This is a genomic window from Williamsia muralis (assembly GCF_051487485.1).
GTDB classification, from domain to species: Bacteria; Actinomycetota; Actinomycetes; order Mycobacteriales; family Mycobacteriaceae; genus Williamsia; species Williamsia muralis_B.
Map to the genome: position 1 here is coordinate 528674 of NZ_JAHVCV010000004.1, position 26136 is coordinate 554809.

General features: G+C 64.0%; 20 protein-coding genes. 3 read left to right on the top strand and 17 right to left on the bottom strand.

The features are described 5' to 3' along the window. Nucleotides 1-10 precede the first annotated feature (10 nt). Both KXR83_RS13775 and KXR83_RS13780 read left to right on the top strand, forming a co-directional pair. Nucleotides 11-301, top strand: coding sequence for a DUF1905 domain-containing protein (locus KXR83_RS13775; RefSeq protein WP_437425287.1), 291 nt, complete (start codon nucleotides 11-13; stop codon nucleotides 299-301). Between the two features lie 87 nt (nucleotides 302-388). Further along, entirely contained in the window at nucleotides 389-763 is a 375-nt protein-coding gene (locus KXR83_RS13780) for a VOC family protein (RefSeq protein WP_437425288.1), read from the top strand. Nucleotides 764-909: 146 nt separating this feature from the next. Here the strand turns inward: KXR83_RS13780 and KXR83_RS13785 are convergent, their stop codons facing one another. From KXR83_RS13785 to rplJ, 16 genes are all read right to left on the bottom strand, one after another. After that, on the bottom strand, nucleotides 910-1839 hold the full coding sequence (locus tag KXR83_RS13785) for a hypothetical protein (RefSeq protein ID WP_437425289.1): 930 nt from the start codon (nucleotides 1837-1839) through the stop codon (nucleotides 910-912). A gap of 258 nt (nucleotides 1840-2097) precedes the next feature. Continuing rightward, nucleotides 2098-6054, bottom strand: coding sequence for a DNA-directed RNA polymerase subunit beta' (locus tag KXR83_RS13790; RefSeq protein ID WP_437425290.1), 3957 nt, complete (start codon nucleotides 6052-6054; stop codon nucleotides 2098-2100). Nucleotides 6055-6129: 75 nt separating this feature from the next. After that, nucleotides 6130-9618 (bottom strand): DNA-directed RNA polymerase subunit beta, encoded by a 3489-nt coding sequence (rpoB, locus tag KXR83_RS13795; RefSeq protein ID WP_317711927.1) that lies wholly within the window; start codon nucleotides 9616-9618, stop codon nucleotides 6130-6132. Between the two features lie 254 nt (nucleotides 9619-9872). After that, entirely contained in the window at nucleotides 9873-10832 is a 960-nt protein-coding gene (locus KXR83_RS13800) for a hypothetical protein (protein WP_437425291.1), read from the bottom strand. Then, nucleotides 10832-11488 carry a hypothetical protein gene (locus KXR83_RS13805; RefSeq protein ID WP_437425292.1) on the bottom strand — a complete coding sequence of 219 codons (657 nt, stop codon included), beginning with the start codon at nucleotides 11486-11488 and terminating at the stop codon, nucleotides 10832-10834. Before KXR83_RS13805 ends, KXR83_RS13800 begins: the two co-directional genes overlap by 1 nt. Before the next feature lie 85 nt (nucleotides 11489-11573). Continuing rightward, nucleotides 11574-12815 carry an MCE family protein gene (locus KXR83_RS13810; protein ID WP_437425293.1) on the bottom strand — a complete coding sequence of 414 codons (1242 nt, stop codon included), beginning with the start codon at nucleotides 12813-12815 and terminating at the stop codon, nucleotides 11574-11576. Beyond that, nucleotides 12812-14137, bottom strand: coding sequence for an MCE family protein (locus KXR83_RS13815; RefSeq protein ID WP_437425294.1), 1326 nt, complete (start codon nucleotides 14135-14137; stop codon nucleotides 12812-12814). The genes KXR83_RS13810 and KXR83_RS13815 overlap by 4 nt, the downstream gene beginning before the upstream one ends. Next, nucleotides 14137-15399, bottom strand: coding sequence for an MCE family protein (locus KXR83_RS13820; RefSeq protein ID WP_437425380.1), 1263 nt, complete (start codon nucleotides 15397-15399; stop codon nucleotides 14137-14139). The genes KXR83_RS13815 and KXR83_RS13820 overlap by 1 nt, the downstream gene beginning before the upstream one ends. Continuing rightward, the gene (locus KXR83_RS13825) at nucleotides 15399-16433 is read right to left on the bottom strand and encodes an MCE family protein (RefSeq protein WP_437425295.1); all 1035 of its coding nucleotides are present in this window, start codon (nucleotides 16431-16433) and stop codon (nucleotides 15399-15401) included. The genes KXR83_RS13820 and KXR83_RS13825 overlap by 1 nt, the downstream gene beginning before the upstream one ends. Before the next feature lie 43 nt (nucleotides 16434-16476). Continuing rightward, complete coding sequence (locus KXR83_RS13830) at nucleotides 16477-17544, bottom strand: MCE family protein (RefSeq protein WP_023962329.1); 1068 nt, start codon at nucleotides 17542-17544, stop codon at nucleotides 16477-16479. Beyond that, entirely contained in the window at nucleotides 17541-18905 is a 1365-nt protein-coding gene (locus tag KXR83_RS13835) for an MCE family protein (RefSeq protein WP_437425296.1), read from the bottom strand. The genes KXR83_RS13830 and KXR83_RS13835 overlap by 4 nt, the downstream gene beginning before the upstream one ends. Before the next feature lie 4 nt (nucleotides 18906-18909). Further along, nucleotides 18910-19767 carry an MlaE family ABC transporter permease gene (locus tag KXR83_RS13840; RefSeq protein ID WP_023962325.1) on the bottom strand — a complete coding sequence of 286 codons (858 nt, stop codon included), beginning with the start codon at nucleotides 19765-19767 and terminating at the stop codon, nucleotides 18910-18912. 13 nt (nucleotides 19768-19780) lie between these two features. Further along, nucleotides 19781-20587 (bottom strand): MlaE family ABC transporter permease, encoded by an 807-nt coding sequence (locus KXR83_RS13845; RefSeq protein ID WP_023962323.1) that lies wholly within the window; start codon nucleotides 20585-20587, stop codon nucleotides 19781-19783. Continuing rightward, nucleotides 20588-21736, bottom strand: a complete 1149-nt coding sequence (locus KXR83_RS13850; RefSeq protein ID WP_437425297.1) for an ABC transporter ATP-binding protein — start codon at nucleotides 21734-21736, stop codon at nucleotides 20588-20590. Between the two features lie 403 nt (nucleotides 21737-22139). Further along, nucleotides 22140-22523 (bottom strand): 50S ribosomal protein L7/L12, encoded by a 384-nt coding sequence (gene rplL / locus KXR83_RS13855; RefSeq protein ID WP_030165235.1) that lies wholly within the window; start codon nucleotides 22521-22523, stop codon nucleotides 22140-22142. A gap of 66 nt (nucleotides 22524-22589) precedes the next feature. Then, the gene (rplJ, locus tag KXR83_RS13860) at nucleotides 22590-23129 is read right to left on the bottom strand and encodes a 50S ribosomal protein L10 (RefSeq protein ID WP_030165238.1); all 540 of its coding nucleotides are present in this window, start codon (nucleotides 23127-23129) and stop codon (nucleotides 22590-22592) included. A 536-nt stretch (nucleotides 23130-23665) separates the two neighbouring features. Here rplJ and KXR83_RS13865 point away from each other — a divergent pair. Next, complete coding sequence (locus tag KXR83_RS13865; RefSeq protein WP_437425298.1) at nucleotides 23666-25600, top strand: CocE/NonD family hydrolase; 1935 nt, start codon at nucleotides 23666-23668, stop codon at nucleotides 25598-25600. A 16-nt stretch (nucleotides 25601-25616) separates the two neighbouring features. Here the strand turns inward: KXR83_RS13865 and KXR83_RS13870 are convergent, their stop codons facing one another. Then, nucleotides 25617-26132 carry a TIGR04338 family metallohydrolase gene (locus tag KXR83_RS13870; protein ID WP_437425381.1) on the bottom strand — a complete coding sequence of 172 codons (516 nt, stop codon included), beginning with the start codon at nucleotides 26130-26132 and terminating at the stop codon, nucleotides 25617-25619. Between the last annotated feature and the right edge of the window lie 4 nt (nucleotides 26133-26136).

The window sequence follows — 26136 nt, forward strand, 5'->3', positions numbered from 1 at the left end:
CACTGTCGGGGTGATCATCGCGTTCGACGCCGAAATCTGGACCGCTCCGGAGATGGGAGCGTGGCACTTCGTCTCGCTGCCCGCGGACTCCGCCGACGAGATTCGGGCAACCGTGGAACCTGGGCCCGGATTCGGATCGATCCGGGTCTCCGTCGCGATCGACGAGACCGAGTGGCAGACATCGATCTTTCCGGACTCCAAGCGCGGCACCTACGTTCTGCCGGTGAAGAAGGCGGTCCGGCGAGCGGTCGGAGCCGCCGAAGGTGACGTGGTCACGCTGACGGTGGAGATCATTCGCTGAAAGTTCACAATTAGGACCGGAAGTGTCCGCGATTGCTGAGAACCTTGTTTCAGCAGCAACCGACAGCCACAACCGGAGGAGCACATCATGGACTGGACACTCGAACTCGTCATCCTGCCCGTCACCGACGTCGACCGCACCCGCGATTTCTACAAGAAGATCGGATTCAACGTCGACCACGATCACGTCGTGTCGGACGACGTCCGGTTCGTGCAGATGACGCCTCCCGGTTCAGCGTGCTCCATCGCCTTCGGCAAAGGCCTCACCGAGGCCGAACCAGGTTCCGTCAAAGGCCTGCAGGTCTGTGTCTCCGACATCAACGAGGCCCAGACCCACCTCCGGTCCGTCGGCATCGAACCCGGCGAAGTCGACGTCCAGGCCTGGGGCCACTTCCTCTCCTTCGACGATCCCGACGGCAATCACTGGGCCGTCCAGTACCTCCCGTACCGCAACAACTCCTAGCCCCCACCCCGGCCGGCCCCGCGGCCCCGCTGACCCCCACCCCCAAATTCGCGCCGCTTGCCTGCGCGTGCGCCGCTTGCAACGGGCGCGCACGCCGGTAGGCGGCGCGAATTCTGTTCAGGCGGAGGGCATCAGCCCGTGTGCAGTCAGAGCGTCCACCAGGATTCGACGCAAACGCTCCGGATTCTGGAGATCGCGCCAGTTCCAGCGCACCACAACAACTCCGATGCGATGCAGCCGTTGCTCACGCCACTTCTCGCGCTCGTACGCCTACTCAGTGGTTTGCCCGGACGAAGGTAGCGGATGTACTTGGCGTAGCCGTCGAACTCTCCCGCTACCAACCCGCCCCAATCAAAGTCGGTGCGAGCCACAAAGGTTCCGTCGCCGGTCATGAATGTGTGCTGCAAACGAGGCAGCGGGATGTCCCCGAAACTGAGTATCAGGGCGCGAGACAGCGACTCCCCGATGCTCTCGGACATCCCGTCTGCCACTGCCAGCGCCGCGCGAGCAACAGAGATGCCGGTACGGCCGACGCTTCGTCGCAACACCGATTCGAGTTCACCACGGGGCACGCCGGCGTGTAGCGCGCCATCGAACACACAGACGGCTTGGAAGAATGTCCCGGACCGCGCGACGTCCACTGCCGTCCTGGCCCGCGAGGTCACCAGGAACTCGCCGACCATCACCACCTCGTCGGTCTCCCATGTCGAGCCGTGCACAACACATGCCCGGCCTCTGCGACGTCCTCCCCCGATTCGATTCGCGGTGAAATGCACACGGGAACAGTCACCATCGAGCACCGGCAATCCGTGCAGGACCGCCGCCGACCAGTGACTGATGGCCTTGTTCGGCTCACCGCTGTCCGCCGCCGCAAGCACGGTGCGCCGATAGATCTCCGTGTCGCGGACATGACGATCGAGTTGGTCGAGGTCAGAGGTGAACGTGTAGAACCCGCGATACAGCCGACGCAGCCCCCCGGTTTTGACACGAGCGGCCAGATGCCGGTCGAGTTCGCCGATCTGCAATGCATCCCGTCGTCGGACAAGATTAGGGTCTTCGATCTTCGATTCGCTCATGCACCGAGGCTCGGGTTAGCCACCGACGGCAACCGGACCCGTCCGACCGGCATTTCGGCGACCTGTGGATACCAACCGCCCTGTGAACAACCAGAATTCGCTCCACCTGCCGTCGAACGCGCCGGGTGCACCTGGAGCAGACGCAAGCAGGTGGAGCGAATTCGAGGGCGGCGGGCCGCGGCGGGGGCGGCGCGACAACGGTGCGACAACACAAAGCGGGCGCCCTCCGAAGAGGACGCCCGCTTTGAGTTGCGCTGGTTACCGGTAGTCGCTGCTGAAGCCGTAATCGTCCAGCGGGACAGCCGCACCCGACGGGGCACCGAAGGTGCCGTCCGGGCTGTAGTAGGTGTCGTCGTAAGACGGCACCGCGTACGCGGCCGCACGTGCTTCTTCGGTCGGCTGCACCTGGATGTTCCGGTACCGGTTGATACCGGTTCCGGCCGGGATGAGCTTACCGATGATCACGTTCTCCTTGAGACCGATGAGCTTGTCGCTACGGCTGTTGATGGCCGCATCGGTGAGCACACGAGTGGTCTCCTGGAACGACGCCGCCGACAACCACGACTCGGTCGCGAGCGATGCCTTGGTGATACCCATCAGCACCGGACGTCCGGCAGCGGGCTCGCCACCTTCGGCCACGACACGACGGTTTGCCGCCTCGAACTCGGCGCGCTCGGTGAGCGAACCGGGCAGGAACTCGGTGGCACCGGAGTCGATGATCGTCACACGACGCAGCATCTGACGAACGATCGTCTCGATGTGCTTGTCGTGGATCGACACACCCTGGCTCCGGTAGACCTCCTGGACCTCGTTGACGAGGTGCACCTGCACCTGACGCGGACCCATCACACGCAGCACCTCGTGCGGATCGGCAGCACCTTCCATGAGCTGCTGTCCCACCTCCACGTGGTCGCCGTCGGCGAGCAGACGCTCGCTACCGTCGTCGTGTTTGAAGACGCGCAGACGCTGACGCTTCGAGATCTTGTCGTAGACAACCTCTTCGGAGCCGTCGTCAGGCGTGATGGTCATCCTGTAGAAGCGATCATCATCCTCGAGCCGGATACGTCCGGAGACCTCGGCGATCGGGGCCTTGCCCTTGGGGACACGGGCCTCGAACAGCTCCTGCACACGCGGCAGACCACCGGTGATGTCGTCGCCGACGCCACCCTGGTGGAAGGTACGCATGGTCAGCTGGGTACCGGGCTCACCGATCGACTGGGCCGCGACGATACCGACGGCCTCGCCGATGTCGACGAGCTTGCCGGTGGCCATCGACCGTCCGTAGCAGGTGGCGCAGACGCCGGTGCCGGTGCTGCAGGTGAGGACCGAACGGACCTTCACCTGCGAGATGCCGGCCTCGAGCAGGGCTTCGATCGCGGGATCACCGAGATCGTGGCCGCGCTCGATGATCACGTTGCCGTTCTCATCGACAGCGTCGGTGGCCAACGTACGAGCGAACGTCGACGTCTCGACATGGGCGTCACGGATGAGCGAACCGTCGGACTGCTTCTCGGCGATGATCGTGTTGATGCCACGCTCGGTGCCACAGTCGGTTTCGCGCACGATGACGTCCTGCGACACGTCCACCAGACGACGGGTCAGGTAACCCGAGTCGGCGGTACGAAGCGCGGTGTCGGCCAGACCCTTACGGGCACCGTGGGTGTTGATGAAGTACTCGAGCACGGTCAGGCCCTCGCGGAACGAAGACTTGATCGGACGCGGGATGAACTCACCCTTCGGGTTGGTCACAAGACCCTTCATGCCCGCGAGCGAGCGAATCTGGGTCATGTTGCCCGCGGCACCGGACTTCACGATCATCGGGATCGGGTTGTCATCGGGGTAGTGCGCCTCCATGGCCGCACCGACCTCTTCGGTCGCCTGCTTCCAGATCTCCACCAGAGCGTCACGACGCTCGGCGCCGGTGAGAGCACCACGCTGGAACTTGCGCTCCAGGCCGTCGGCACGCTCCTCGTACTTGTCGAGGATCTGCTTCTTGTCCGGCGAGACCAGCACGTCGGACATGGCGATGGTGACACCCGAACGGGTCGCCCAGTAGAAACCGGCGTCCTTGAGCTTGTCGACGGTCTGCGCGACAACGATCATCGGGTAGCGCTCGGCCATGTCGTTGATGATCGTGGCCTGACGCTTCTTCGGCATCTGCTCGTTGACGAACGGATAGTCGTTGGGCAGCAGCTCGTTGAACATCACCCGACCCAGCGTGGTCTGGATCTCCCACGGGGTGCCGAACTTCCAGCCCTCGGGGAAACGCTCACGCTCGATGGTGGCCGGCGGACGCTGGTGCGTCAGCCGGACCTTGATCGGAGCCTGCACACTCAGCAGTCCACGGTCGACGGCCATGATGGCCTCGGCCGGGCTGGAGTACACGCCGCGCTCGATGTCGCCGTCGGTCGAGGCGGTGTACGCGCCGACCGCTTGCTCCTTGAGCGTGGTGAGGTGGAACAGACCGGTCACCATGTCCAGACGCGGCATGGCCAGCGGACGACCCGACGCGGGCGACAGGATGTTGTTCGAGGACAGCATCAGGATGCGGGCCTCGGCCTGTGCCTCGGCGCTCAGCGGCAGGTGCACTGCCATCTGGTCACCGTCGAAGTCGGCGTTGAAGGCCTCACACACCAGCGGGTGCAGCTGGATGGCCTTGCCCTCCACGAGCTGCGGCTCGAACGCCTGGATGCCCAGACGGTGCAGGGTGGGTGCACGGTTGAGCAGCACCGGGTGTTCGGCGATGACCTCTTCGAGCACGTCCCACACGGCGGGGCGCTGACGCTCCACCATCCGCTTGGCGGACTTGATGTTCTGTGCCTGGTTCAGGTCCACCAGACGCTTCATCACGAACGGCTTGAACAGCTCGAGTGCCATCAGCTTGGGCAGACCACACTGATGCAGCTTGAGCTGCGGGCCGACGACGATGACCGAACGGCCCGAGTAGTCGACGCGCTTGCCGAGCAGGTTCTGACGGAAACGACCCTGCTTGCCCTTGAGCAGATCGCTCAACGACTTCAGCGGGCGGTTACCCGGTCCGGTGACCGGACGGCCACGACGGCCGTTGTCGAACAGTGCGTCGACGGACTCCTGCAGCATCCGCTTCTCGTTGTTGACGATGATCTCGGGGGCACCGAGGTCGATCAGTCGCTTGAGGCGGTTGTTGCGGTTGATCACGCGGCGGTACAGGTCGTTCAGGTCGGACGTCGCGAAACGGCCACCGTCGAGCTGGACCATCGGGCGGAGCTCCGGCGGGATCACCGGAACGGCGTCGAGAACCATGCCCAGCGGGGAGTTGCCCGACTGGTGGAACGCTGCGACGACCTTGAGCCGCTTGAGTGCACGGAGCTTCTTCTGCCCCTTGCCATTACGGATCGTGTCGCGCAGGATCTCGGCCTCGGCCGCGATGTCGAAGTCCTCGAGCAGACGCTTGATGGCCTCGGCACCCATGGCTCCGGTGAAGTACTCGCCGTAGCGGTCCTGGAGCTCGCGGTAGAGCTTCTCGTCGATGATCATCTGCTTGGGAGCGAGTTTGACGAACTTGTCCCAGATCTCTTCGAGATCGTCGAGAGCGCGCTGCGCGGTGTCGCGGATACGGCGCATCTCGCGCTCGCCGGCATCCTTCACCTTGCGGCGGGCATCGGCCTTGGCGCCTTCGCGCTCCAGCTCTGCCAGGTCCTCTTCGAGCTTCTTGGCGCGCTCTTCGAGGTCGGCGTCCCGGGTGTCTGCGACACCCTTCTTCTCGACCTCCATCTCGGCCTCGAGAGTGGACTTCTCGTTGTGGCGCAGTTCGTCGTCCACCGCGGTGATGACGTAGGCGGCGAAGTAGATGATCTTCTCGAGATCCTTCGGCGCCAGGTCGAGCAGGTAACCCAACCGGCTGGGCACACCCTTGAAGTACCAGATGTGGGTGACCGGCGCGGCCAGCTCGATGTGACCCATCCGCTCACGACGCACCTTGGCGCGAGTGACCTCGACGCCGCAGCGCTCACAGATGATGCCCTTGAAGCGGACGCGCTTGTACTTACCGCAGTAGCACTCCCAGTCCCGGGTGGGACCGAAGATCTTCTCGCAGAACAGGCCGTCCTTCTCTGGCTTGAGCGTGCGGTAGTTGATGGTCTCCGGCTTCTTCACCTCACCGAAGGACCAGTTGTGGATGTCGTCGGCGGTGGCCAGACCGATCTTGAGTTCATCGAAAAAGTTGACGTCGAGCACTATTTACCTTTCAGTTGCTCAGTCAGTAAATCTGGACGATCAGTTGGCGAGCCGCCTGACCGCTTGCGGGTCAGGTCAGTTCGCCAAGTCGTCGACAGTGGCGGACTCGTTGCGCGAGAGGTTGATCCCCAGGTTGGCCGCAGCCCGCTCGAGGTCCTCGTCGTCACCGTCACGCATCTCGATGGCAGCACCGTCGGAGCTGAGCACCTCGACGTTCAGGCACAGCGACTGAAGTTCCTTCAGCAGCACCTTGAACGATTCGGGGATACCCGGTTCCGGGATGTTCTCGCCCTTGACGATCGCCTCGTACACCTTCACGCGGCCGACGACGTCGTCCGACTTGATGGTGAGAAGCTCCTGCAGCGTGTATGCCGCACCGTAGGCCTGCATGGCCCAGCACTCCATCTCGCCGAAACGCTGACCACCGAACTGCGCCTTACCACCCAGCGGCTGCTGCGTGATCATCGAGTACGGACCGGTCGAACGCGCGTGGATCTTGTCGTCGACCAAGTGGTGCAGCTTGATGATGTACATGTAGCCGACCGAGACCGGGTACGGGAACGGCTCACCACTACGACCGTCGAACAGGGTCGCCTTGCCGTCCGCGTTCACCATCACCTCGCCGTCGCGGTTCGGCAGCGTCGAGGCCAGCAGACCTGTCAGCTCCTCTTCGCGAGCGCCGTCGAACACCGGGGTGGCGGTGTTGGTGTCGGGCTCCACCGAGAGCATGTCCTCGGGCAGCTTCGACGCCCACTCCGGCACGCCCTGGGCAACGTCGATGTTCCAGCCGGTCTTGGCGATCCACCCGAGGTGGGTCTCCAGGATCTGGCCGATGTTCATACGACGCGGCACACCGTGGGTGTTCAGGATGATGTCGACCGGGGTGCCGTCGGGCAGGAACGGCATGTCCTCTTGCGGGAGGATCTTGCCGATGACGCCCTTGTTGCCGTGACGGCCGGCGAGCTTGTCGCCGTCCTGGATCTTGCGCTTCTGGGCCACGTACACCCGGACCAGCTCGTTGACACCGGGAGGCAGATCGTCGTCGTCATCACGCGAGAAGACGCGGATGCCGATGACCTTGCCGGTCTCACCGTGCGGAACCTTCAGCGAGGTGTCGCGCACTTCGCGCGCCTTCTCGCCGAAGATGGCGCGCAGCAGACGCTCTTCCGGGGTGAGCTCGGTCTCGCCCTTGGGCGTGACCTTGCCGACCAGGATGTCGCCGTCGCGGACCTCGGCACCGATGCGGATGATGCCGCGCTCGTCGAGATCGGCGAGCACCTCATCGGAGACGTTCGGGATGTCCCGGGTGATCTCCTCGGCACCGAGCTTGGTGTCGCGGGCGTCGATTTCATGCTCTTCGATGTGAATCGAGGTGAGCACGTCCTCTTCGACCAGACGCTGACTCAGGATGATCGCGTCCTCGTAGTTGTGGCCTTCCCACGGCATGATCGCCACGAGCAGGTTCTTCCCGAGGGCCATCTCACCCTGATCGGTGCAAGGACCGTCGGCCAGGACCTGGCCGACCTCGACACGCTGGCCCTCGTCCACGATCGGACGCTGGTTGGCGCAGGTGCCCTGGTTGGAACGGGCGAACTTGCGCATCCGGAAGGTGTCGCGAGTGCCGTCGTCGGCCATCACGGTGATGTAGTCGGCCGAAACCTCTTCCACCACACCGGCCTTCGCCGAGATGATCACGTCACCGGCGTCGATCGCGGCACGCAGTTCCATGCCGGTACCGACCAGCGGCGACTCGCTGCGAACCAGCGGCACCGCCTGACGCTGCATGTTCGCGCCCATCAGGGCACGGTTGGCGTCGTCGTGCTCGAGGAACGGGATCATGGCCGTGGCGACCGACACCATCTGGCGCGGGCTGACGTCCATGTACTCGACCTGGCTGGTCGAGACGAACTCGACCTCCGAGCCCTTCTTACGGACCAGCACGCGGTCGTCGGAGAGCCGGTTGTCGGTGTCGATGCCCGAGTTCGCCTGGGCGATCAGGTAACGATCCTCTTCGTCAGCGGTGAGGTACTGCACCTCGTCGGTGACGTACCCGTCGACGACCTTGCGGTACGGCGTCTCGATGAATCCGAACGGGTTGACCCGCGCGTACACCGACAGCGAACCGATCAGGCCGATGTTCGGGCCCTCAGGGGTCTCGATCGGGCACATGCGGCCGTAGTGCGACGGGTGGACGTCACGGACCTCGAGGCCGGCACGCTCACGGGACAGACCACCGGGGCCCAGCGCCGACAGGCGGCGCTTGTGGGTCAGGCCCGACAGCGGGTTGTTCTGGTCCATGAACTGCGACAGCTGCGAGGTTCCGAAGAACTCCTTGATCGCCGCGACGACCGGACGGATGTTGATCAGGGTCTGCGGCGTGATCGCCTCGACGTCCTGAGTTGTCATCCGCTCACGGACCACGCGCTCCATGCGGGACAGGCCCACGCGGATCTGGTTCTGGATGAGCTCGCCGACGGTACGCAGGCGACGGTTGCCGAAGTGGTCGATGTCGTCGACCTCGACGGGCACCTCGACGCCACCGGGCACGGTCATCGTGCTGGTGACGTTGGGGTCGGCCTCGTGCAGACGCACCAGGTACTCGACGGTGGCGACGATGTCCTCTTCGGTCAGCACGGGTGCGCCGGCCATCGGGTTCTCGACCAGTCCGAGCTTCTTGTTGACCTTGTAACGGCCGACCTTGGCGAGGTCGTAGCGCTTCTCCTTGAAGAACAGGTTCTCCAGCAGGGTCTGCGCGGACTCCTTGGTGGGGGGCTCGCCCGGACGCAGCTTGCGGTACACCTCGAGCAGGGCCTCGTCTGTGCCTGCGGTGTTGTCCTTCTCCAGCGTCGACATCATGATCTCGGAGAAACCGAAGCGCTCTTCGATCTGCTCCTTGGTCCAGCCGAGTGCCTTGAGCAGAACGGTGACCGACTGGCGACGCTTGCGGTCGATGCGGACGCCGACGGTGTCGCGCTTGTCGATGTCGAACTCGAGCCATGCGCCGCGGCCCGGGATGACCTTGACACTGTGCAGGGTCTTCTCGGTGGCCTTGTCGATGGTCGCGTCGAAGTACACACCGGGGCTACGCACCAGCTGGCTCACCACGACACGCTCGGTGCCGTTGATGATGAAGCTGCCCTTGTCGGTCATGATCGGGAAGTCGCCCATGAAGACGGTCTGCGACTTGATCTCGCCGGTGTTGTTGTTGATGAACTCCGCGGTGACGAACAGCGGGGCCGCGTACGTCATGTCCTTGTCTTTGCACTCCTCGACCGAGGCCTTGACCTCATCGAACCGTGGGTCGGAGAAAGACAGCGACATGGAGCCGGAGAAGTCCTCGATCGGGGACAGTTCGGCGAGGATGTCCTCCAGGCCGCCGGTAGGGTTTCCGTCGCCGCGGGAAGCAGCGCGCTCACGCCATTCCGCTGAACCGACCAGCCACTCGAACGACTCGAGCTGCACATCAAGCAGTCCGGGTACTTCGAGGGGCTCGCTGATCTTCGCGAAAGAGGCGCGCCGAGGCGCACCTGGAATGGTTGAGGTGGACTGGCGGGAGACTGCCAAGATATGTCCTTCCAACACGAATAACTCGTAGTGCCTAAGTGGTGTTTTCGCTGCTGTACGACCTGGTCAACGGCGATCACCTGAGACGACACACGGTCGTGGCGAGAAGGTGAGATCGAGAGATGGACAGGAGGCAGCCAGCGCAACGTCCTACTGTACCAGAAAATGGGCGCACGTAAACAACCCCTTTTGGTTACTGCGGACAGACTGCTACCAACGGGGCCCTGCGTCAAGAGGAACGCGCGGAAAGACGCTTAAAAGTCAGATATGCGGTTGATGAGCCACTGTCCGTCAACCTTTTGCATACCGAGTTCGGTACGCGCCTGGCCCGGACCGCTCAGGACTGCCACACCCTGCTGGGTGGTACTGATCAGCACCGTGGCGATGACGGTGGCGCTCGAGTCGTCCATGTTGCTGACCGCGACGAGGTCCACCTTGCACTCGGCTCCCTGGCCGCTCTGGGCCGCCAGGTCCCTGCTGGTGCTCTGGTACTCGTTGAACTCGGTGAGGGCTTCGCCGGTCAGACCGGTCTTCGCCTTGTCGGCCCAGTCGTCGAACTTGGTGGGGTCAATCGAGAGCACGGCGCAGATGCGGTCGCCGGCCTGCGCCTTGAGGGCACTGGTCTCCGACGAGTTGATGAACGCCATGTTCGACTGCGTCGATGCACCCGGCTTGAACGCCGCGACCACGGCGAACACCGCGAACACGACGGCCAGGAGCGCAACGATCGCAACCTTGCGCCAGGTCAGGAAGCCCGATGCCGCTTTCGCAGTCTTCGGTTCGGCCACCTGTGCCGGCTTGTCGTCGGACGAACGCTCGGTTGCGGGTTTCTTGAGCGAGGCACCCTTGACCTTCGGCTTGCTCTTCGCGGCCGGCTTGCCGAGTGTCACCGTTTTGTCGGTGGCGTCGGCCTTGTCTGTTGAGGCGGTCTCGGCTGTTGCCGTGGCTTCGCCGGTCGACGCCTTGTCACTGGTTTCGGCGGTGGCGCCGGGCGTGGGCTCCCCCGCCTCAGCGGTTCCGGACTCAGCGGACTCGATCGCTTCAGGTGCCGACGTCTCCGGTGCTGCCGTCTCGGGCGTCACGTTGTCCGTGGTGCCCGACTCGTCGGCGTTCTCGGATGGGTTGACCTTGCGCGCCGACGGGCTGCTGCCTGCGACGCGGATCTTGCCGCGGGGTCCGGCCGGACGGATCGGCTTACGCGGTGTGCCTGCCATCAGTTGCCCCCTGTGGCGGGAGCGGGTTCAACCGGCGCCGGGGTGGCAGCCGGATCGCCTGCCGGTGCCTGGGTGCTGCCTGCCGGGTCCTGGAGTCCGATCGCATCTATCGACTGGATGTCCGAGGCCTTCCAGCCGCCGTCGACATCGACGACGTCGACCGAGAACCCCATGTTCGACGTGGCCGGCGGCGTTCCCTGGACCGTACTTGTGACATCTACGTAGACGAGCACCTTCGCGGTCTTGTCTTCCTTGTTGAACTCGACGACGCCGCTGCGCTTGACCACCGACGACAACGTCGCGGTCTGGTCGCCGTTGGCGTCCACCTGCTTGGTGAGGTTCTCGAAGTCCTCCGCGGTGATCTGCGTCTTGGCCTTACCCGTGAGGGATGCGTCGACCTGCTCGCGAAACGCCGTCAGATTCTTCGGGTCGATGTTGGTGACGTTGAGGATCACCTGTTCGGCACCGTCCTGCGCACTGTCGCGGGTCTGCTGGGCGTTGTGTTCGGCGTAGGCGTCCTTCCACCCGATCGCGAAGACCGCTGCGCACACCACTGCGGCCACGAGGCCGGCCACTGCCAGGGCAGCGCCGATCCGCAACCACAGCGTCTGCGATCCGTGCTGCCGCTTACCGCCGGGCTTTGAAGTCTCAGTCATCGCCCGCCAAAGGTACACGCCGCCGATGAGACGAGCTCCGGCTCCGGCGTCATCCCGGTCAACCGGTCAGACCACATCTTCGACATCACTTGTCCCGCACACCCAGAAGGCCGGCGATCTGTTCCGCGATCGGGTTCAGATTCAGCGTGTCGGGCATCTTCTTGGGGTTGTCGTCCCACGGCTGCGGGATGTTCGGGTTGGCGTACACCGCCCGGGCAGCACCACGAACGTCGGTCGGATTGCCTTGTGCGACCGTGCATTTCGCTTCGGTGTTGAACGGGAAGTCGTCGTAGTTGATGTCGAAGTCCGGGTTGCGGGCTTCTTCGGCGGCGATGATGTCCTGGGTGCTCTCGTATCCGAGCGTGCACGCAGGTGGGTTGTTGACCTCCAGGACGATGCCGAAGTGGATCGTGCCGTCGCCGGGCGCCGGGCTGTAGCTGCCGCTGGAGAGCGCAGACAGAAGCGCCAGCGCCGGGCCCGCCGCGAAGAAGGTCGGCGAAATGGTCCGGACGTCCTCGGCGAGATTGCGGACAACGGTGGTGATGTCGCCGCCACTGTCTTGCAGCAGCCTGGAAATCTGTGTGGCGCTGGTGGTTCCGGTGGTCAGCAACCGCCGGATGGCAGGATCGGATGCCTGCAGGGTCTGCGTCACGAGTTCGAGATTGCGTGACCAGCTGAGGATCTCATCGGACTGCTCGGCCTGGGTGCTCAGAACGGTGTCGCTGTTCTGGATGAGCGAGATCGTCTGGGGCAGGTTGTCGAGGCCGGCCTGGGACAGGTTGGTCAGCGAATCCACGAGCGACCGCAGGTTCTCCGCATTGCCGTTGAAGGCCTTGCCCAATTCGGTGACCACCGTGCGCAGGTCGTCCACCGGGATGGAGCCGGTGAAGTCGACGGCCGACTTCAGCACGTCCTGCAGCGGCGGCGGCGTCTTGGTGTCGGTGATGACCGAGCCGTTCTTGAGGTACGGACCGTCGTTGTTCTTCGGGCGAAGGTCCACGTACTGCTCGCCGATCGCCGATCGGTTGGCGACGACGGCCACAGCCGAATCCGGGATGTCCGCGCCATCGGAGTCGAGGATCAGCTCGACCTGGACGCCCTTGGGCTGGAGGGTCAACGCGCCGACCCGGCCTACGGGAACACCTTGATACGTCACCTCGGCATTGGTGAAGATGCCGCCGGAGTCCGGGAATTCCGCCTTTACGGAGTACGACCCGACGCCGACCATCCGATCGAGCTTGGCGTAGGTGGCACCCACGTAGACGATGGCAACCACACCGATCACCACGAAGATGATCAGCTGCCATCGGACGATCTTGGTCATCATGATGAAGCTCCGACGTTAGCGTTGGCCAGCATGTTCATCGGGCCCTGCAGGAAGCTCTGCTGCCCGCGTTCTTCCGGCATCAGCGCGTACTGCCCGCCCGAGGGCGGCGTGTTCGGCCCCGGCCGAGCATTCGGCAGCGGGAGCAGCGTGATGGTCGGCCACCCGAGCCGCGGGCCATTGCCGTTGTAGTACGGGTTCGCAGGGTCGATGATCGGCTGAGGTCCGGTCCGTGGCGGGCTGTACACCGGCTCACCCTGTCCCACCCCGAGGGCCTCGAGCTGGTTCAGCAGCCGCAGGTCCAGGTTGGCGAACAGGTTGGTCGAGTCACCCTTGACACCCGGGAGCAAAGCGTCCGGGAACGGGTAGGTGAACAGCAGCGGTGACGAGGTGATCAGGTCCGGAGCCGCACCGGCCAGTGCCTGCAGCGTCGGCCGCAGGGCCTTGAGGTCGGTGATGATCTCCTCGCGAGCGGTGCCGAGCACCTGCACCCCGACAACACCCAGCCGGTCGACCTGTTCGAGCATCGCCACCAGTTGAGGTCGCTGCTCTTCGAGAACCGCTACGCCTCTGGGCAGTTCATCGAGAACCCGGTTGATCTGATCGGTCTGTGATCGAGCCCGATTCGACAGCTTGTCGAGGCCGTCGAGCGCGGTCACGATGTTGTTCTTCTGCTCTTCGAGTCCGCTGATCAGGGTCGCGGTCTCGTTGAGGAGACTCTTCACCTGGGTTTCGCGGCCGTCGAGTGCGGTGTTCAATTCGTCGACGATCGGCTTGATCTGCGAGACACCACCACCGTTGAGCAGCAACGACAACGCACCGAGAACCTGCTCGATATCCGTCGCCGTACGCGTGCGGCAGTCCGGCGCACCAACTGCGGGGCAACCGATGGTCTCGGCCGGGTTCTGCCGGGGCAGGTTCGCGTTCTCCTGCGGATCCTCGAGTGCCACGTACTTCTCACCGAGCAGGTTCGTCTGCTGGATCTCCGCGGTGGACGCGTCGGACAGATCGACGCTGTTCTGCACCTCGATCTTCACCTCGGCCGTCCACTGGTCGGGCGAGACCTTGATCGAATCCACCCGGCCGACCTCGATGCCGTTGAACTTGACCGTCGACTGCGGGACCAGGTCGAGGACATCGAGGAATTGCAGTTTGTACGTGCGCGGCGAGTCGCCGAGGCTGGCGCCACCGGGCAGCGGAACAGACTGCAGCCCTTGTGTGCCACAACCACTCACTGCGATCAGCGCAGCACCGGCCAGTGCCGCGGCACCGACCTGCACCAGTCGCTGACGTCCGACGACGTTCTTACGAAGGGGTGACCTCATCAGTTCTCACCCTCCAGTGCCGGATCCGGATTGCCCGGAACCGTGCCCGGCACGGGTCCGCGATTCTGCAGGTTGTCGTTGCTCAGGATGCCGAACGGCAGGTTGAGCGTCGGCGTCTTGATACCTGCGGTGATCTGGTCGGCAACATTTGTACATTGATCGATCAGCGGTTGGAGCGTCTTGCTGAACTGTTCGAACGCCGGGTCACCTGGCTTGAGCTTGCCCAGATCGAGCAACCCACACTGAGCGCCGAGCAGGTCTTGCAACTCGGGGATGGTCAGGTGCAGATCGAGAGTCCCCGACTCCGCGTTGTAGGCGTTCACCAGGTTTGACAGCGCCAGCGGCAGAGCCGTCAGGATCTCTTTCTGGGAGCTCTTGGTGTCCACGAGCATCTGTGTGGTCGGGATCAACTCCGAGACGCGGTCGCCCAGTGCCTCGCGGTTGTCCTCGACGAATCCGGCCACATCACCGAGCGCCACCGACAGCTTGTCGAGTGCGGTTCCGAGCTGTTCACGCTCGCCGGCGAGGAAGTTGTTGAAGTCGGCCATCTGGGTGTTGAACTGTCGCACCTGCTGGTCGTTGGCCGCGAGCATGCCGATGAAGCTGTCGAGGTTCTTGACCGTGTCGACGATGTTGCCCCGCGACTCGTTGAGGGTGTTCGCCGCTTTGGACAGCCCCGTGATCGTCGACTGCAGTGCTTCACCGTTGCCGGCGAGGTTCTGCGCTCCGGTGGTTACCAGTTCGGACACCGCGCCGTTCTTGTTGGCGCCGTCGGGACCGAGCGCGGTCGAGAGCTTCTGCACCGATGAGTACAGCTCGTCGACCTCGACGGGCACCATCGTCTTGGAGACCGGCAGGCTGATGTCCTTCGGCGCCTTCGGGCCGCCGGTGTAGACGGGAGTCAACTGCACGTAGCGGTCGGCCACCACAGACGGTGTGATCTGTACCGCGCCGACATCTTTCGGCAGATTGACGTTGCCGTCGACGCGCATCTTGACGCGCACCTGATCGCCCTCGGGCTTGACGTTCTCCACCGTGCCCACCGCAACGCCGAGCACACGCACGTCGCTGCCGTCGTAGATCCCGACGCTGCTCTTGAAGTACGCGGTGACCTGAGTGCTGTTGACACGCTTGAACACCCACCACAACGACCCCGCCACCAACAGCGCCAGGATCAGCGCGATGACGATGAAGACGATGTGCTTCGGGGTGAACCAGCGGCCGGGACCGCGAGTGTCCTGTGTGTTGCTTGCCGAGGTCATCATTGTCCGGCCACCGTTCCGCCGCCATTGTTGAGCTGCTTCTGCTGCACCGGGAGCCTTGTCGTGTTCTGCTGCGGCAGAGCCGGCGGCAGGATGTTGGTGACCACCGAGTCGAACCAGCGACCACTACCGAGCACGTTGGCGTAGAGCCGGTAGAACGGCGCCATGTACGTGAGCGATTGACGCAGGTTCTCGTTCTGGTCGTTGAGGATCTCGATCACCTGACGCAGCGTCTCCAGCGTCGGGCCGATCTGCTCCTGGTTGTCCTTGACGATTCCGCTGAGGGCATCGGAGAGCGTGATCGTGCTCGAGAGCAGCCGTGAGATCGACTGCTGACGATTGTTGAGTTCCTCGAGCAACTGTCCCGCGCCGTTGATCAACCGCTCGAACTCCTGGTTGCGGTCGGCGAGGATCTTGGAGGTGTCCTTGGTCGCCTCCAACAGTTCCTGGACCTTCTGGTCGCGGCTGGCGATGGTCTCCGACAGTCGGGTCAGCCCATCGAGCGAGGCACGCAGGTCGGCGGGAGTGCCCGAGAAGGCATCCGACAACGTGCGCATGCTGGTCGCGAGCTGGTTGGTGTCCACTTCCTCGATCTGATCGGCGGCGTCGGAGAACGCCTCGATCACGTCATACGGCGAGGTGGTGCGGCTCAGCGGGATGACGTCTTTTGGATCGGCGAGTTCGCTGCCCTGCGGGTCGAGCGCGATGTACTTCTGACCCAGAACAGTCTTGATCTGGATCGACGCCGTGGTCTGGTTGCCGATCCAGGCCTGACTGACCTGCATGTCGACCCGGACCTTGTCGCCTTCGAGTTCGACGGCGCGCACGTTGCCGACCTTGACCCCGGCCACTCGCACCTCGGCGTCCGGCTTGAGACCGGCTGCTTCGGAGAAGTCGGCGGAGTAGATGACACCGGCGCCGATGAGCGGCAGTGAGTTGAGGAAGAAGGCCGAGGTGGACAGCATCAGCAGCACGAGGATGCCGATGAAACCCACGGTGACCGGACTACGTCCGGAACTGGAACGGTCGCTCACTTGCTCACCTCCCCTTCTCGCCTTGCATGGTGGGTCATCTCGTTCACGGTGGATCCTCGTTTGCCCAGCAGCGGGTAGCTGCGCTGGTGTACAGGACGTGGTTGATGTCGGGTAGCGGGATCAGCGGCTGCGTCAGCAAGCTGCTGGTGCCGTTCCCCGCGGTGACATCCAGTCCACAGAGGTAGAACTGGAACCACGAACCGAATGTGGCTGCCCGCCCGATCTTCTGGAGCTTCACCGGCAGGTTGGTCAGTGTTTGTTTGATCTCGTCCTGACGCTGCACCACGGTCTGTCCGAGATCGTTGAGTGCAGCGATCGAGCCCTGGATGGACGGGCGCGTCGGCTGCAGGATCGATGCCGTCACCGCCGTCAGGTTCGACAGCGACGTGATCGCAGATCCGACCGAACCACGCTGTGCCGCAAGGCCGGTGACGAACTTCTCGGTGTTCGTCAGCAACGCGGTGAACTGGTCGTCGTGGTCGTTGAGGTTCTTGAGCACCACGGTCAGGTTGTCGATCAGCGTGCCGATCACCTGGTCGCGGTCGGCGATCGTGTTCGTGAGGCTGGCGGTGTCGCGGACCAGCTCCGAAATCGTGCCGCTCTCACCCTGGAACACCTGGATGATCTCTGCCGACAGCTTGTTGACGTCGTCGGCGGTGAGTTGCTGGAACAGCGGCCGGAAACCGTTGAACAGCTCGGTGAGGTTGATGGCCTCGGTGGTGTTCGGCAGACCGATGGTGCTGCCGCCGCCGATGGTGTCGTCGGGGTCGCCCGGCCCCTTCTCCAGGGACAGGTACCGCTGGCCGGTGAGGTTGCGGAGCTTGATCGCCACCCGCACGCCGGCAGGCAGCCGGCCCCGGTCGACGGAGAAGCTGACCTGGGCCTCGTCGCGGTTGACGATCTCCACTCCGCTGACCTGACCCACCCGGACGCCGGCGATGCGGACGTCGTCGCCCTTGGCGACCTGGGTGGCGTCGGTGAAGATCGCCTTGAAATCAGTGCCGCCACCGCCACCACCGTTGGCCACCGCGAAGGCGAGGACCGAGGTGGCGAGAACCGTGATGACAGAGAAGACGATCAGCTTGACGAGGGGTCCGACAAGACTCTTCATCGAATGCTCACCTGCTGTCCCTGCATCGTCGGTGCTGCGACCATCGTGATCCATCCCGGTATCTCGGCGGGGTCCTTACCGGATGACGCCGCAACGATGGCGCGCACCTGGAGTTTGTTCCGCGGATCGCTGTAGTTGGTCGGCGGATCCTGCTGCTGCTGGGCCTCACCGATCGTCCCCGAGGGGATACCGGAGAACTGCGGCTCGGGCAGGACGGGCAGGTCTCGGGGACCGGCGTTCCGCGACGGAACCTGGTACGAACCGTCATTGACCGACCCGTAGGGGTACTGCGGGAACGGCCGGCCGTTGCGGGCCTGCGGGTAGCAGATCGGTCCGCGCTGGTCGAACAGTCGCGGCTCGTCCTGGTTCGGAAGGTAACGGCCACGCGGGTTGACGAACTGGAGGTTCACGCGCACACCGGGATTCTCGGTGTCCTTACCCGTGATGATGTTCGCCTCGGGGACCAATCCCGCGAAGTTCTTGAACGTGCAGCCGAAGGTCGGCGAGTACCTCGCCAGCGCCGTCAGCAGCGGCTCAGACTGAATTGCTAAGTCCACGAGGTCTTTCCGGTTTGTGGTCAGGAAGTTCGTGCCGTCCACCGCAACCTGGGTCACCGACGCGATCAGTGTGCGGAGGTCGCCCTGGCGCTCATAGAGCGTGTTGGTGGTCGTGCGCAGATTGTCCAGCGAGTCCACCAGATCTGGCAGGGCCTCGGAATAGGTCTCCGAGAAGCTGGCCAGGCCACGCAGCGTGCCCTGGAGTTCAGGCATGTTCGCGTTGATGTCCTTGAAAATCGTGTTGAGCTGCTCGAAGCTCGTGCCCAGGCGTTCGCCGTTGCCAGACAAGGCCTTCGACAGCGCCGACAGGGTGATGTTCAGGTCGGCAGGCGGGATCGCGTCGAGCACCGGGAGCAGCTGATCGAACAACTGCTGCAGCTCCACCGCGTTACCCGACACGTCCTCGTCGATGGTGTCGCCGTTGGTCAGGTGATCGCTCGGCGATCCCTCTTGACCGTCGGGCACCTGCAGCGCGACATAGCGTTCACCGAAGAGGGTCTTCGGCAAGATCCTGGCCGTGGTGTCGGTGGGCAGCATCTTGACCTTGTCCGGCTGCAGCCCGAGGGTCACCACAACCGAGCCGTCCTTGATGTCCGGTTCGACACTGCGCACCTGCCCGACGATCAGGCCACGAGCCTTGACGTCGGCGTTGGCGGGCAACGCATTTCCGGCCGAACTGGTCGCCAACTTGATGTCGACGAACTTCGTGAACGACTTGTTGTACTGCATGATCGTCAACGTCAGGAACAAGATGACAACGATGAAGAACACCAGGCCCAGAGCCCGGCGGCGAAGAGCTTTCATCGGTTTATCCCCCTACTCGCACGGAGGTGGTGGTCCCCCAGATTGCGAGGCCCAGGAAGAAGTCGAGCACCGCGATGATCACCAGGGCCGCACGCACCGCGTGACCCACCGCCACGCCGACGCCGGCCGGACCACCGGTGGCGTAGTAGCCGTAGTAGCAGTGCACCAGGATGATCACGAACGCGAAGATCATGACCTTGCCGAACGACCAGAGGACGTCCGCAGGTGGCAAGAACAGATTGAAGTAATGGTCGTACGAACCCGACGACTGCCCGGTGAACTGCGTGGCTATCAGCCGGGAGGCGAAGTAGGCCGACAGCAGGCCCAGCACGTACAGCGGGATGACGGCGATGAAGCCGGCCAGCACGCGGGTGGTGACCAGGAACGGGATGGACGGGACGGCCATGGTCTCGAGTGCGTCGATCTCCTCGGAGATGCGCATGGCGCCGAGCTGAGCGGTGAAACCACAACCGACAGTTGCGGACAGGGCCAGTCCGGCGACGAGCGGGGCGACCTCACGGGTGTTGGCGTAGGCCGCCAGGAACCCCGTGAGGGCCTGCGACCCGAGCTGATCGAGCGCATTGGCGCCCTGCAGACCGACGACGACACCGGTGAATCCCGACATCAGCACCATCACACCGATGGTGCCGCCGATGACCGCGAGTCCACCGGACCCGAATGCCACCTCGGCGAGAAGCCGGAGCAGTTCTTTGGGGTAACGGCGAATGGTGCGCGGCGACCAGCCGATCGCGCGGCCATAGAACGACATCTGGTCGCCCGCGCCGTCGAGGACGCGCAAAGGAACACGCGCGACTTTGGCCGCCCGATATCCCAGGTCTCCCCGACCTTTGGCGATGGTCACTTCCGAAGTCCTCCTATGAACCCTTGGCGGGAACGATCTGCAAGTAGACCGCGGTGATGATCAAGTTCGCGAAGAACAACAACAAAAATGTGATGACGACACTCTGATTGACCGCATCACCAACGCCTTTGGGGCCACCCTTGGGGTGCAGGCCCTTGTAGGCAGCGACCACGCCGGCGATCACGCCGAAGACGGCAGCCTTCACCTCGGCAACGTATATGTCGGGCAACTGCGCCAGCGCACTGAACGAGGCCAGATACGCACCGGGCGTTCCGTCTTGGATGATCACGTTGAAGAAGTAACCGCCGCCGATACCGACCACCGAGACCAGCCCGCACAGCAGCACGGCCACCAGGACCATGGCGAGCACTCTCGGAACCACAAGTCGCTGAACCGGATTGATGCCGAGCACTTCCATCGCGTCGATCTCTTCGCGAATGGTACGGGCACCGAGGTCGGCAGCCACCGCTGATCCCGCCGCGCCCGCGACCAACAGCGAGGTCACAAGCGGCGCACCCTGCTGGATGACCACCAGGACGCTGGCTGCACCGGTGAAGGATTCGGCACCGAGCTGGCGGATCAGCGACCCGGTCTGCAGCGAGACGATCGCGCCGAACGGGATGGCGACGAGCGCCGTCGGCAAGATCGTGACGCTGGCGATGAACCAGGCCTGCTGGATGAACTCACGCCACTGAAAAGGGCGCACAAAAGTCTGACGTGCGACGTCGATGAACAGCTGAACGATGTTGCCGGTCTGAGAAAGTGCCCCGGAGCCGGCTTTCGCCACCCTGTCGACGCCACGTGTAGTGGCACTGGTCATCTAGAGAGCCTTGTCACCGGCGCGGTATGCGGGGAACTGCTCTGTCTGAGCGTCCGAACCCTGGTAACTGGAGTCGTCGTAGGAAGAGGATGTGGAGGCGGAACCGGAACCGGCGCCCACCTTCTGGGTCTTACGAGCGGCTTCGCGCCCGTTCTCCTGAGCTCGCTCCTCTTCTTGGAAGCTCTCCTCGATCGCGCGCTGGGCGGGCTCGGGCAGCGTGTGCAGGATCTCGCGGACACGGGCCTGACGGCGTCCGACAGCCTTGCGCTCGGGCAGTCCGGGTGTGGCCTGCAGCTGCGGCACGATACCGCGCACATCCTCGGCGGTACCACCATCGGAGTGCCCGGCATCGACCATCTCCTGCTCACGCTTCTGCTGAGCGTCGTCCTTCTCCTCGGACATACCGATGGGTCCGATGCGGCGACCGTTGAGGAACTGATCGACCACCGGCTCGTCCGAGGTGAGCAGCACCTCGCGCGGACCGAACATGACCAGTTCCTTACGGAACAGCATGCCGATGTTGTCGGGAACGGTACGAGCGACCTGGATGTTGTGGGTCACGATGAGGATCGTGGCGTCGATCTGCGCGTTGATGTCGATCAACAGCTGCGACAGATACGCGGTACGGACCGGGTCCAGACCCGAGTCCGGCTCGTCGCACAGGATGATCTGCGGGTCCAGGACCAGAGCACGGGCCAGGCCGGCACGCTTGCGCATACCACCGGAGATCTCGCCCGGGAGCTTGTTCTCCGCGCCTGTCAGACCCACCAGCTCGATCTTGTCCATGACGATCTGACGGATCTCGTCTTCCTTCTTCTTGGTGTGCTCACGCAAGGGGAAGGCGATGTTGTCGAACAGGCTCATCGAACCGAAGAGGGCGCCGTCCTGGAACAGGACACCGAACAGCTTACGGATCTCGTACAGCTCGCGGCTGGAGCATTTGGTGATGTCGGTGCCGTCGATGATGACCGATCCCTGCTCCGGATGGAGCAGACCGATCAACGACTTCAGGAACACCGACTTACCGGTACCCGACGGGCCGAGCAACACGCTGACCTCACCCTGGGGCAGGGTCAGCGACACATCACGCCAAATATTCTGCGAGCCGAACGACTTCGTCAGATTCTCGACACTGACCTCAACGCCCACTGATTTAGTCCCTCCAAAACGAAGTCCGCCCCCGCGCGGAGCCTGTGGTTCGGCTCACTCTAACGCACACAGCGTGACGAATATACGAGCTGTCGATCTTTCTCAGTTTCGTCGCACCCTCGCCGACCCACCTGCCCGACGGCTTCTTCCCGATCGCCGCAGGTAGATCAAACGAACAGTTACTCGCGGGTAACTTGGATCACCGTAAAAACTTTTTCCGCGCGACGCAAATCCAGGTCGGAGCGGGTTCTACTCGTCAGTAGCCAGGGCCGTCAGCACCCCGATCTGTGGCGCCACACCCCACCCGAGACGCAACGATGGCCCGTAGCTGTCGCTACGGGCCATCGTTGTGGAGCGATCGACCCCTACACAGGGATCAACAATCGCTTTTGACGTGCTTGTCTTACTTGACCGAGACCTTGGCGCCGGCTTCTTCGAGCTTGGTCTTGGCAGCCTCGGCAGCGTCCTTGTCGATCTTCTCGAGGATGGCCTTGGGAGCCGACTCGACGAGATCCTTGGCTTCCTTCAGACCCAGTCCGGAGACGACCTCGCGGACGACCTTGATGACCTGGATCTTCTTGTCGCCGGCCGATTCGAGGACGACGTCGAACTCGTCCTGCTCGACAGCGGCTTCGGCGGCAGCGGGTGCACCGGCGGCGGCAACGGCGACCGGAGCAGCAGCGGTGACCTCGAAGACCTCTTCGAACTTCTTCACGAAGTCGCTGAGTTCCAGCAGGGTGAGTTCTTTGAACTGATCGATGAGCTCGTCAGCGGAGAGCTTTGCCATGGTGGCAATCCTTTCTGTCTTTCCTGCGCCCGCGCGATGATGCGACCGCAGGAGGGTTTTGGGGGTTTATTCGGCCGCTTCTGCGGGTGCGCCCGCGGCTTGCTTTTCCTGCAGTGCGGCCGCAAGACGTGCGACCTGCGAAGCGGGCTGACTGAACAGACCCGCGGCCTTTGCCAAGTTGCCCTTCATGGCACCGGCGAGCTTTGCAAGGAGAATCTCGCGTGTTTCAAGGTCGGCGATCTGATTGACCTCGTCCACGGACAGCGCACGGCCGTCCATGTACCCGCCCTTGATGATGAGAGCCTTGTTGTCCTTGGCGAAATTCTTGATCGCCTTGGCAGCCACCACAGGTTCGCCCTCGATGAAGGCAATTGCGGTGGGACCAGTGAACAGCTCGTCCAGACCGGCCACGCCCGCATCAGCAGCAGCGCGCTTGACCAGGGTGTTCTTGGCGACGGAGTAAACAGCGCCTTCGCCCAGTGAGCGACGCAGCTCGGAGATCTGCTTGACGGTCAGGCCACGGTATTCCGTGACGACTGCCGCAGTGGCTCCCTTGAACTGCTCGGTGATCTCCGCAACCGCGGTGACCTTTTCACTATTTGCCATACTTCGCCTCCTCTCATGACGTGTCGGTTGGCACCTCGTCCGACTCGTACGATCGGCCGCGGGCCCCACCAACGACAAACGCCCCGGCACAGGGCACGGGGCGCACACGAGCAAAGCGGCTCTGACGCCGCTTCGAAAGCGAATCCTCGTTCTCCCTGCGTGGGCCGCCGACGTGTGTCGGGCCTTCGGCCGGTCGCGCGATGCGTACCGGTGACCAACGGTCTCTGGTTGAACTGACGCTCGCAGGCCGATGACCTGCGAACACCAAGGTCCAACAGTACCGGCACGACGGGCCGGATCACAAATCAGGCACATCGGGGTCAAGGACCGGCGGCTGTTCTGGCCCAGGGTCGCGACCGAACACCCGCTCGGCTACATTGACATCAAACCATCCGGTGTGAGGTCGGTCACGAATACCTCCTGACCCACCCGGTACCGCAGCACGACGGAGTGTTGCCACAGTTTTCGAGATATGCCCTGCTCAGACGGGGCATTGCCGGAACGCGTGGCCCGCTCGACGCAGAGAGGTGAACGCCGTGGTCTACCAGATCAACCCGTTCGAGAACACCGAGCCTCGGATGAGCGCGATTCCACACTCTGCACCGACCCTCCCGTTCGGCGACCCGACCGGCGGCGCCAACGCCCGTTGGTGGCGCGAACAGGTCGACGGCCGTCCCGCGTTTCCCAAGGTGACGATCGACCGTTCTCTCGAGCTGACCATGTCCGACGGCGTCCGCCTGCGAGCCACCCTCGTACGGCCGGTGAAGATGTCAGGCGAACCCGTGCAGACCCCGCTGCCGACGGTGGTCACCATCAACCCCTACAACCGCGCCCTGCTCGACGCGATCGACCAGGCCACCCATCGTCTTCCCCTCCCCCCACTGTCCGGCGGTGCCCTCGACGTCTTCGGCATCAACCGCAAGCTCGTGCAAAGCGGATACACCCAGCTCGTGGTCGATGTCCGCGGTACCGGCGCCTCGCACGGGCGCTGGCAGATCCTGGGTGAACGCGAACAACGCGACTCCATCGAGGTCATCGACTGGGCCGCCGCGCAGAGCTGGAGCAACGGCAACATCGGGATGGCCGGCTGGTCGTACTCGGCGATCAACTCGCTGCAGGCCGCCGGCAACGGCTCACCGCACCTCAAGGCGGTGTTCGCCATCGAGGGATGTGAGGACATCGTCCGCGACATCTACATCACCGGCGGTGCGCCGTCGGCGTTCATCCCGATCTGGCTGTCGGCGGTGAATCTGCTCAAGTGGCTGCCCAACCCGTCCACAGCGGTGGGTGATGCCCTCAGCACCAACGGCGTCCGTTGGCTGAAGGACCGGGTCGGCTCCCCCGCCACCGAGATCGGCTCGCTGGCGTGGGGCTTCCTCACCGGCCGCGACCCGCGGATCTACGACGATCCCTATTTCGACGAGCGCGACCCCAAGATCGACGAGATCACCGCCCCGACATTCGTCTTCGGTGGGTGGCACGACCTCTTCGGCCGCAGCGCAACCCGCATCTACAACCAGCTCAATCTGCCACCCGGGCAGAAGCAGCTGATCATGGCCGACGGCTATCACCTCGATGCCGGGCTCGGCTTCGGCGGCCGGGTCAGCCCGCCGCGCGTCGACGTGCTCGAACGCGCGTGGTTCGACAAGTGGCTCAAAGGCCTCGACAACGGCGTGGACGAATACGGCCCGGTGACCCTGCAGCAACAGGGCGGTATGTGGACGTCGGGCCAGAGCTTCCCCCGCCCCGAGGCGCGGGTTCGGCGGTTGTATCTGTCGCCCGACGGTTCGGACACCGCCGGGCACTGTGTGCACGACGGCAGTCTGGGGGCGGAGGCGAACACCTCGCGCGCCGAACTGAAGGTGAAGCCGGGCGTGCGCGGCTTCATCTCCCGGGACATGACCCAGGTGACCGCCGGCGCCACCATGTTTCTCGGCAAGGCCTTCACCACCGATGCCCGGTTCCAGGAACGGGGCGCGCTCTCGTTCACCACGGCGCCCGTCACCGAACAGGTACAGATCTCCGGCGCGCTGAATCTGCACCTGCACGCAACCTGTGCCGGTAGCGACGCCCTCTGGGCGGTGACTCTCAACGACGTTGCGCCGGACGGCACCTCGACCGTGCTCACCAACGGCTCATTGACCGCATCCAACCGATCTCTGGACCCAGAACTCAGCGATTACGCCGAGGACGGCTCACTGCTCGTCGCCCATCACCCACTCAGCCGCAAACGCAAACTGAAGGTGATCCCGAACGTACCCATCGACCTCGACATCGACCTGGTGTCCACAGATGCGCTACTGGACGTCGGGCATCGGTTGCGGGTCGACGTCTATGCGGCGAGCATGCCCCGTTTCCTTGCCGTGGTCCCCGACCTGGTGAAGTCCGGATTCCGTTCGCAGAGAATCGTTCTCGACCCGTTCCACCAGAGCCACCTCACGTTCCTGACGGTGGGCGAGCCAGGCTGGTAGCCGGGCACGCGGGTTCTCAACCGACCGCGATACCGCTGTCGCCGAAGGTCACCCGGTAGATCAGTGCAGCTTCAGGTCCGAGCACCAGACCGACGAGGTCGATGAGGGTGCCCGCGAATCGCGGGCCGTGCTTGTCCTGCGCCGACCCCGGGCTCAGGTGGTGGGCTATCTCGTGGAGCACCACCAGCTCGCGCATCGCCCAGCGGCCTTCGGCTGCATCGGGTACCGCGATCGCCCCGTCGCCGTCGGCCGACCGGTACTCGTAGTGGGCTTCGCGCTGTCCCCGGCGGGATCGAACCCTCACCGGAACTGCGGCCCGCGGGAACCTGTCGATAACGCTGTCCAGCGAGAGCACCCGGTTCACGTAGTCGCGTACCGAGTCCACCGAGCCGAACCGCGCCTCCGGCGGCAGGGTCACCGAGGTGCCGGCGATCTCCAGCGTGGAGCCACCGCGTGCGGCACGCTCGAAAACGTTGTGCACCAGCGCTTCTGCGGAGTACAACGCCGAACGTTGGCTGTCACGCTGCGTCAACTCG

Bases quoted from the DNA above. Each gene is read 5' to 3' on its own strand.
- KXR83_RS13845 (WP_023962323.1), bottom strand. From the start codon at position 20,587: ATGACCAGTGCCACTACACGTGGCGTCGACAGGGTGGCGAAAGCCGGC.
- KXR83_RS13815 (WP_437425294.1), bottom strand. From the start codon at position 14,137: ATGAGGTCACCCCTTCGTAAGAACGTCGTCGGACGTCAGCGACTGGTG.
- KXR83_RS13805 (WP_437425292.1), bottom strand. From the start codon at position 11,488: ATGACTGAGACTTCAAAGCCCGGCGGTAAGCGGCAGCACGGATCGCAG.
- KXR83_RS13830 (WP_023962329.1), bottom strand. From the start codon at position 17,544: ATGAAGAGTCTTGTCGGACCCCTCGTCAAGCTGATCGTCTTCTCTGTC.
- KXR83_RS13800 (WP_437425291.1), bottom strand. From the start codon at position 10,832: ATGGCAGGCACACCGCGTAAGCCGATCCGTCCGGCCGGACCCCGCGGC.
- KXR83_RS13835 (WP_437425296.1), bottom strand. From the start codon at position 18,905: ATGAAAGCTCTTCGCCGCCGGGCTCTGGGCCTGGTGTTCTTCATCGTT.
- KXR83_RS13810 (WP_437425293.1), bottom strand. From the start codon at position 12,815: ATGATGACCAAGATCGTCCGATGGCAGCTGATCATCTTCGTGGTGATC.
- KXR83_RS13780 (WP_437425288.1), top strand. From the start codon at position 389: ATGGACTGGACACTCGAACTCGTCATCCTGCCCGTCACCGACGTCGAC.
- KXR83_RS13820 (WP_437425380.1), bottom strand. From the start codon at position 15,399: ATGACCTCGGCAAGCAACACACAGGACACTCGCGGTCCCGGCCGCTGG.
- KXR83_RS13785 (WP_437425289.1), bottom strand. From the start codon at position 1,839: ATGAGCGAATCGAAGATCGAAGACCCTAATCTTGTCCGACGACGGGAT.
- rplJ (WP_030165238.1), bottom strand. From the start codon at position 23,129: ATGGCAAATAGTGAAAAGGTCACCGCGGTTGCGGAGATCACCGAGCAG.
- rplL (WP_030165235.1), bottom strand. From the start codon at position 22,523: ATGGCAAAGCTCTCCGCTGACGAGCTCATCGATCAGTTCAAAGAACTC.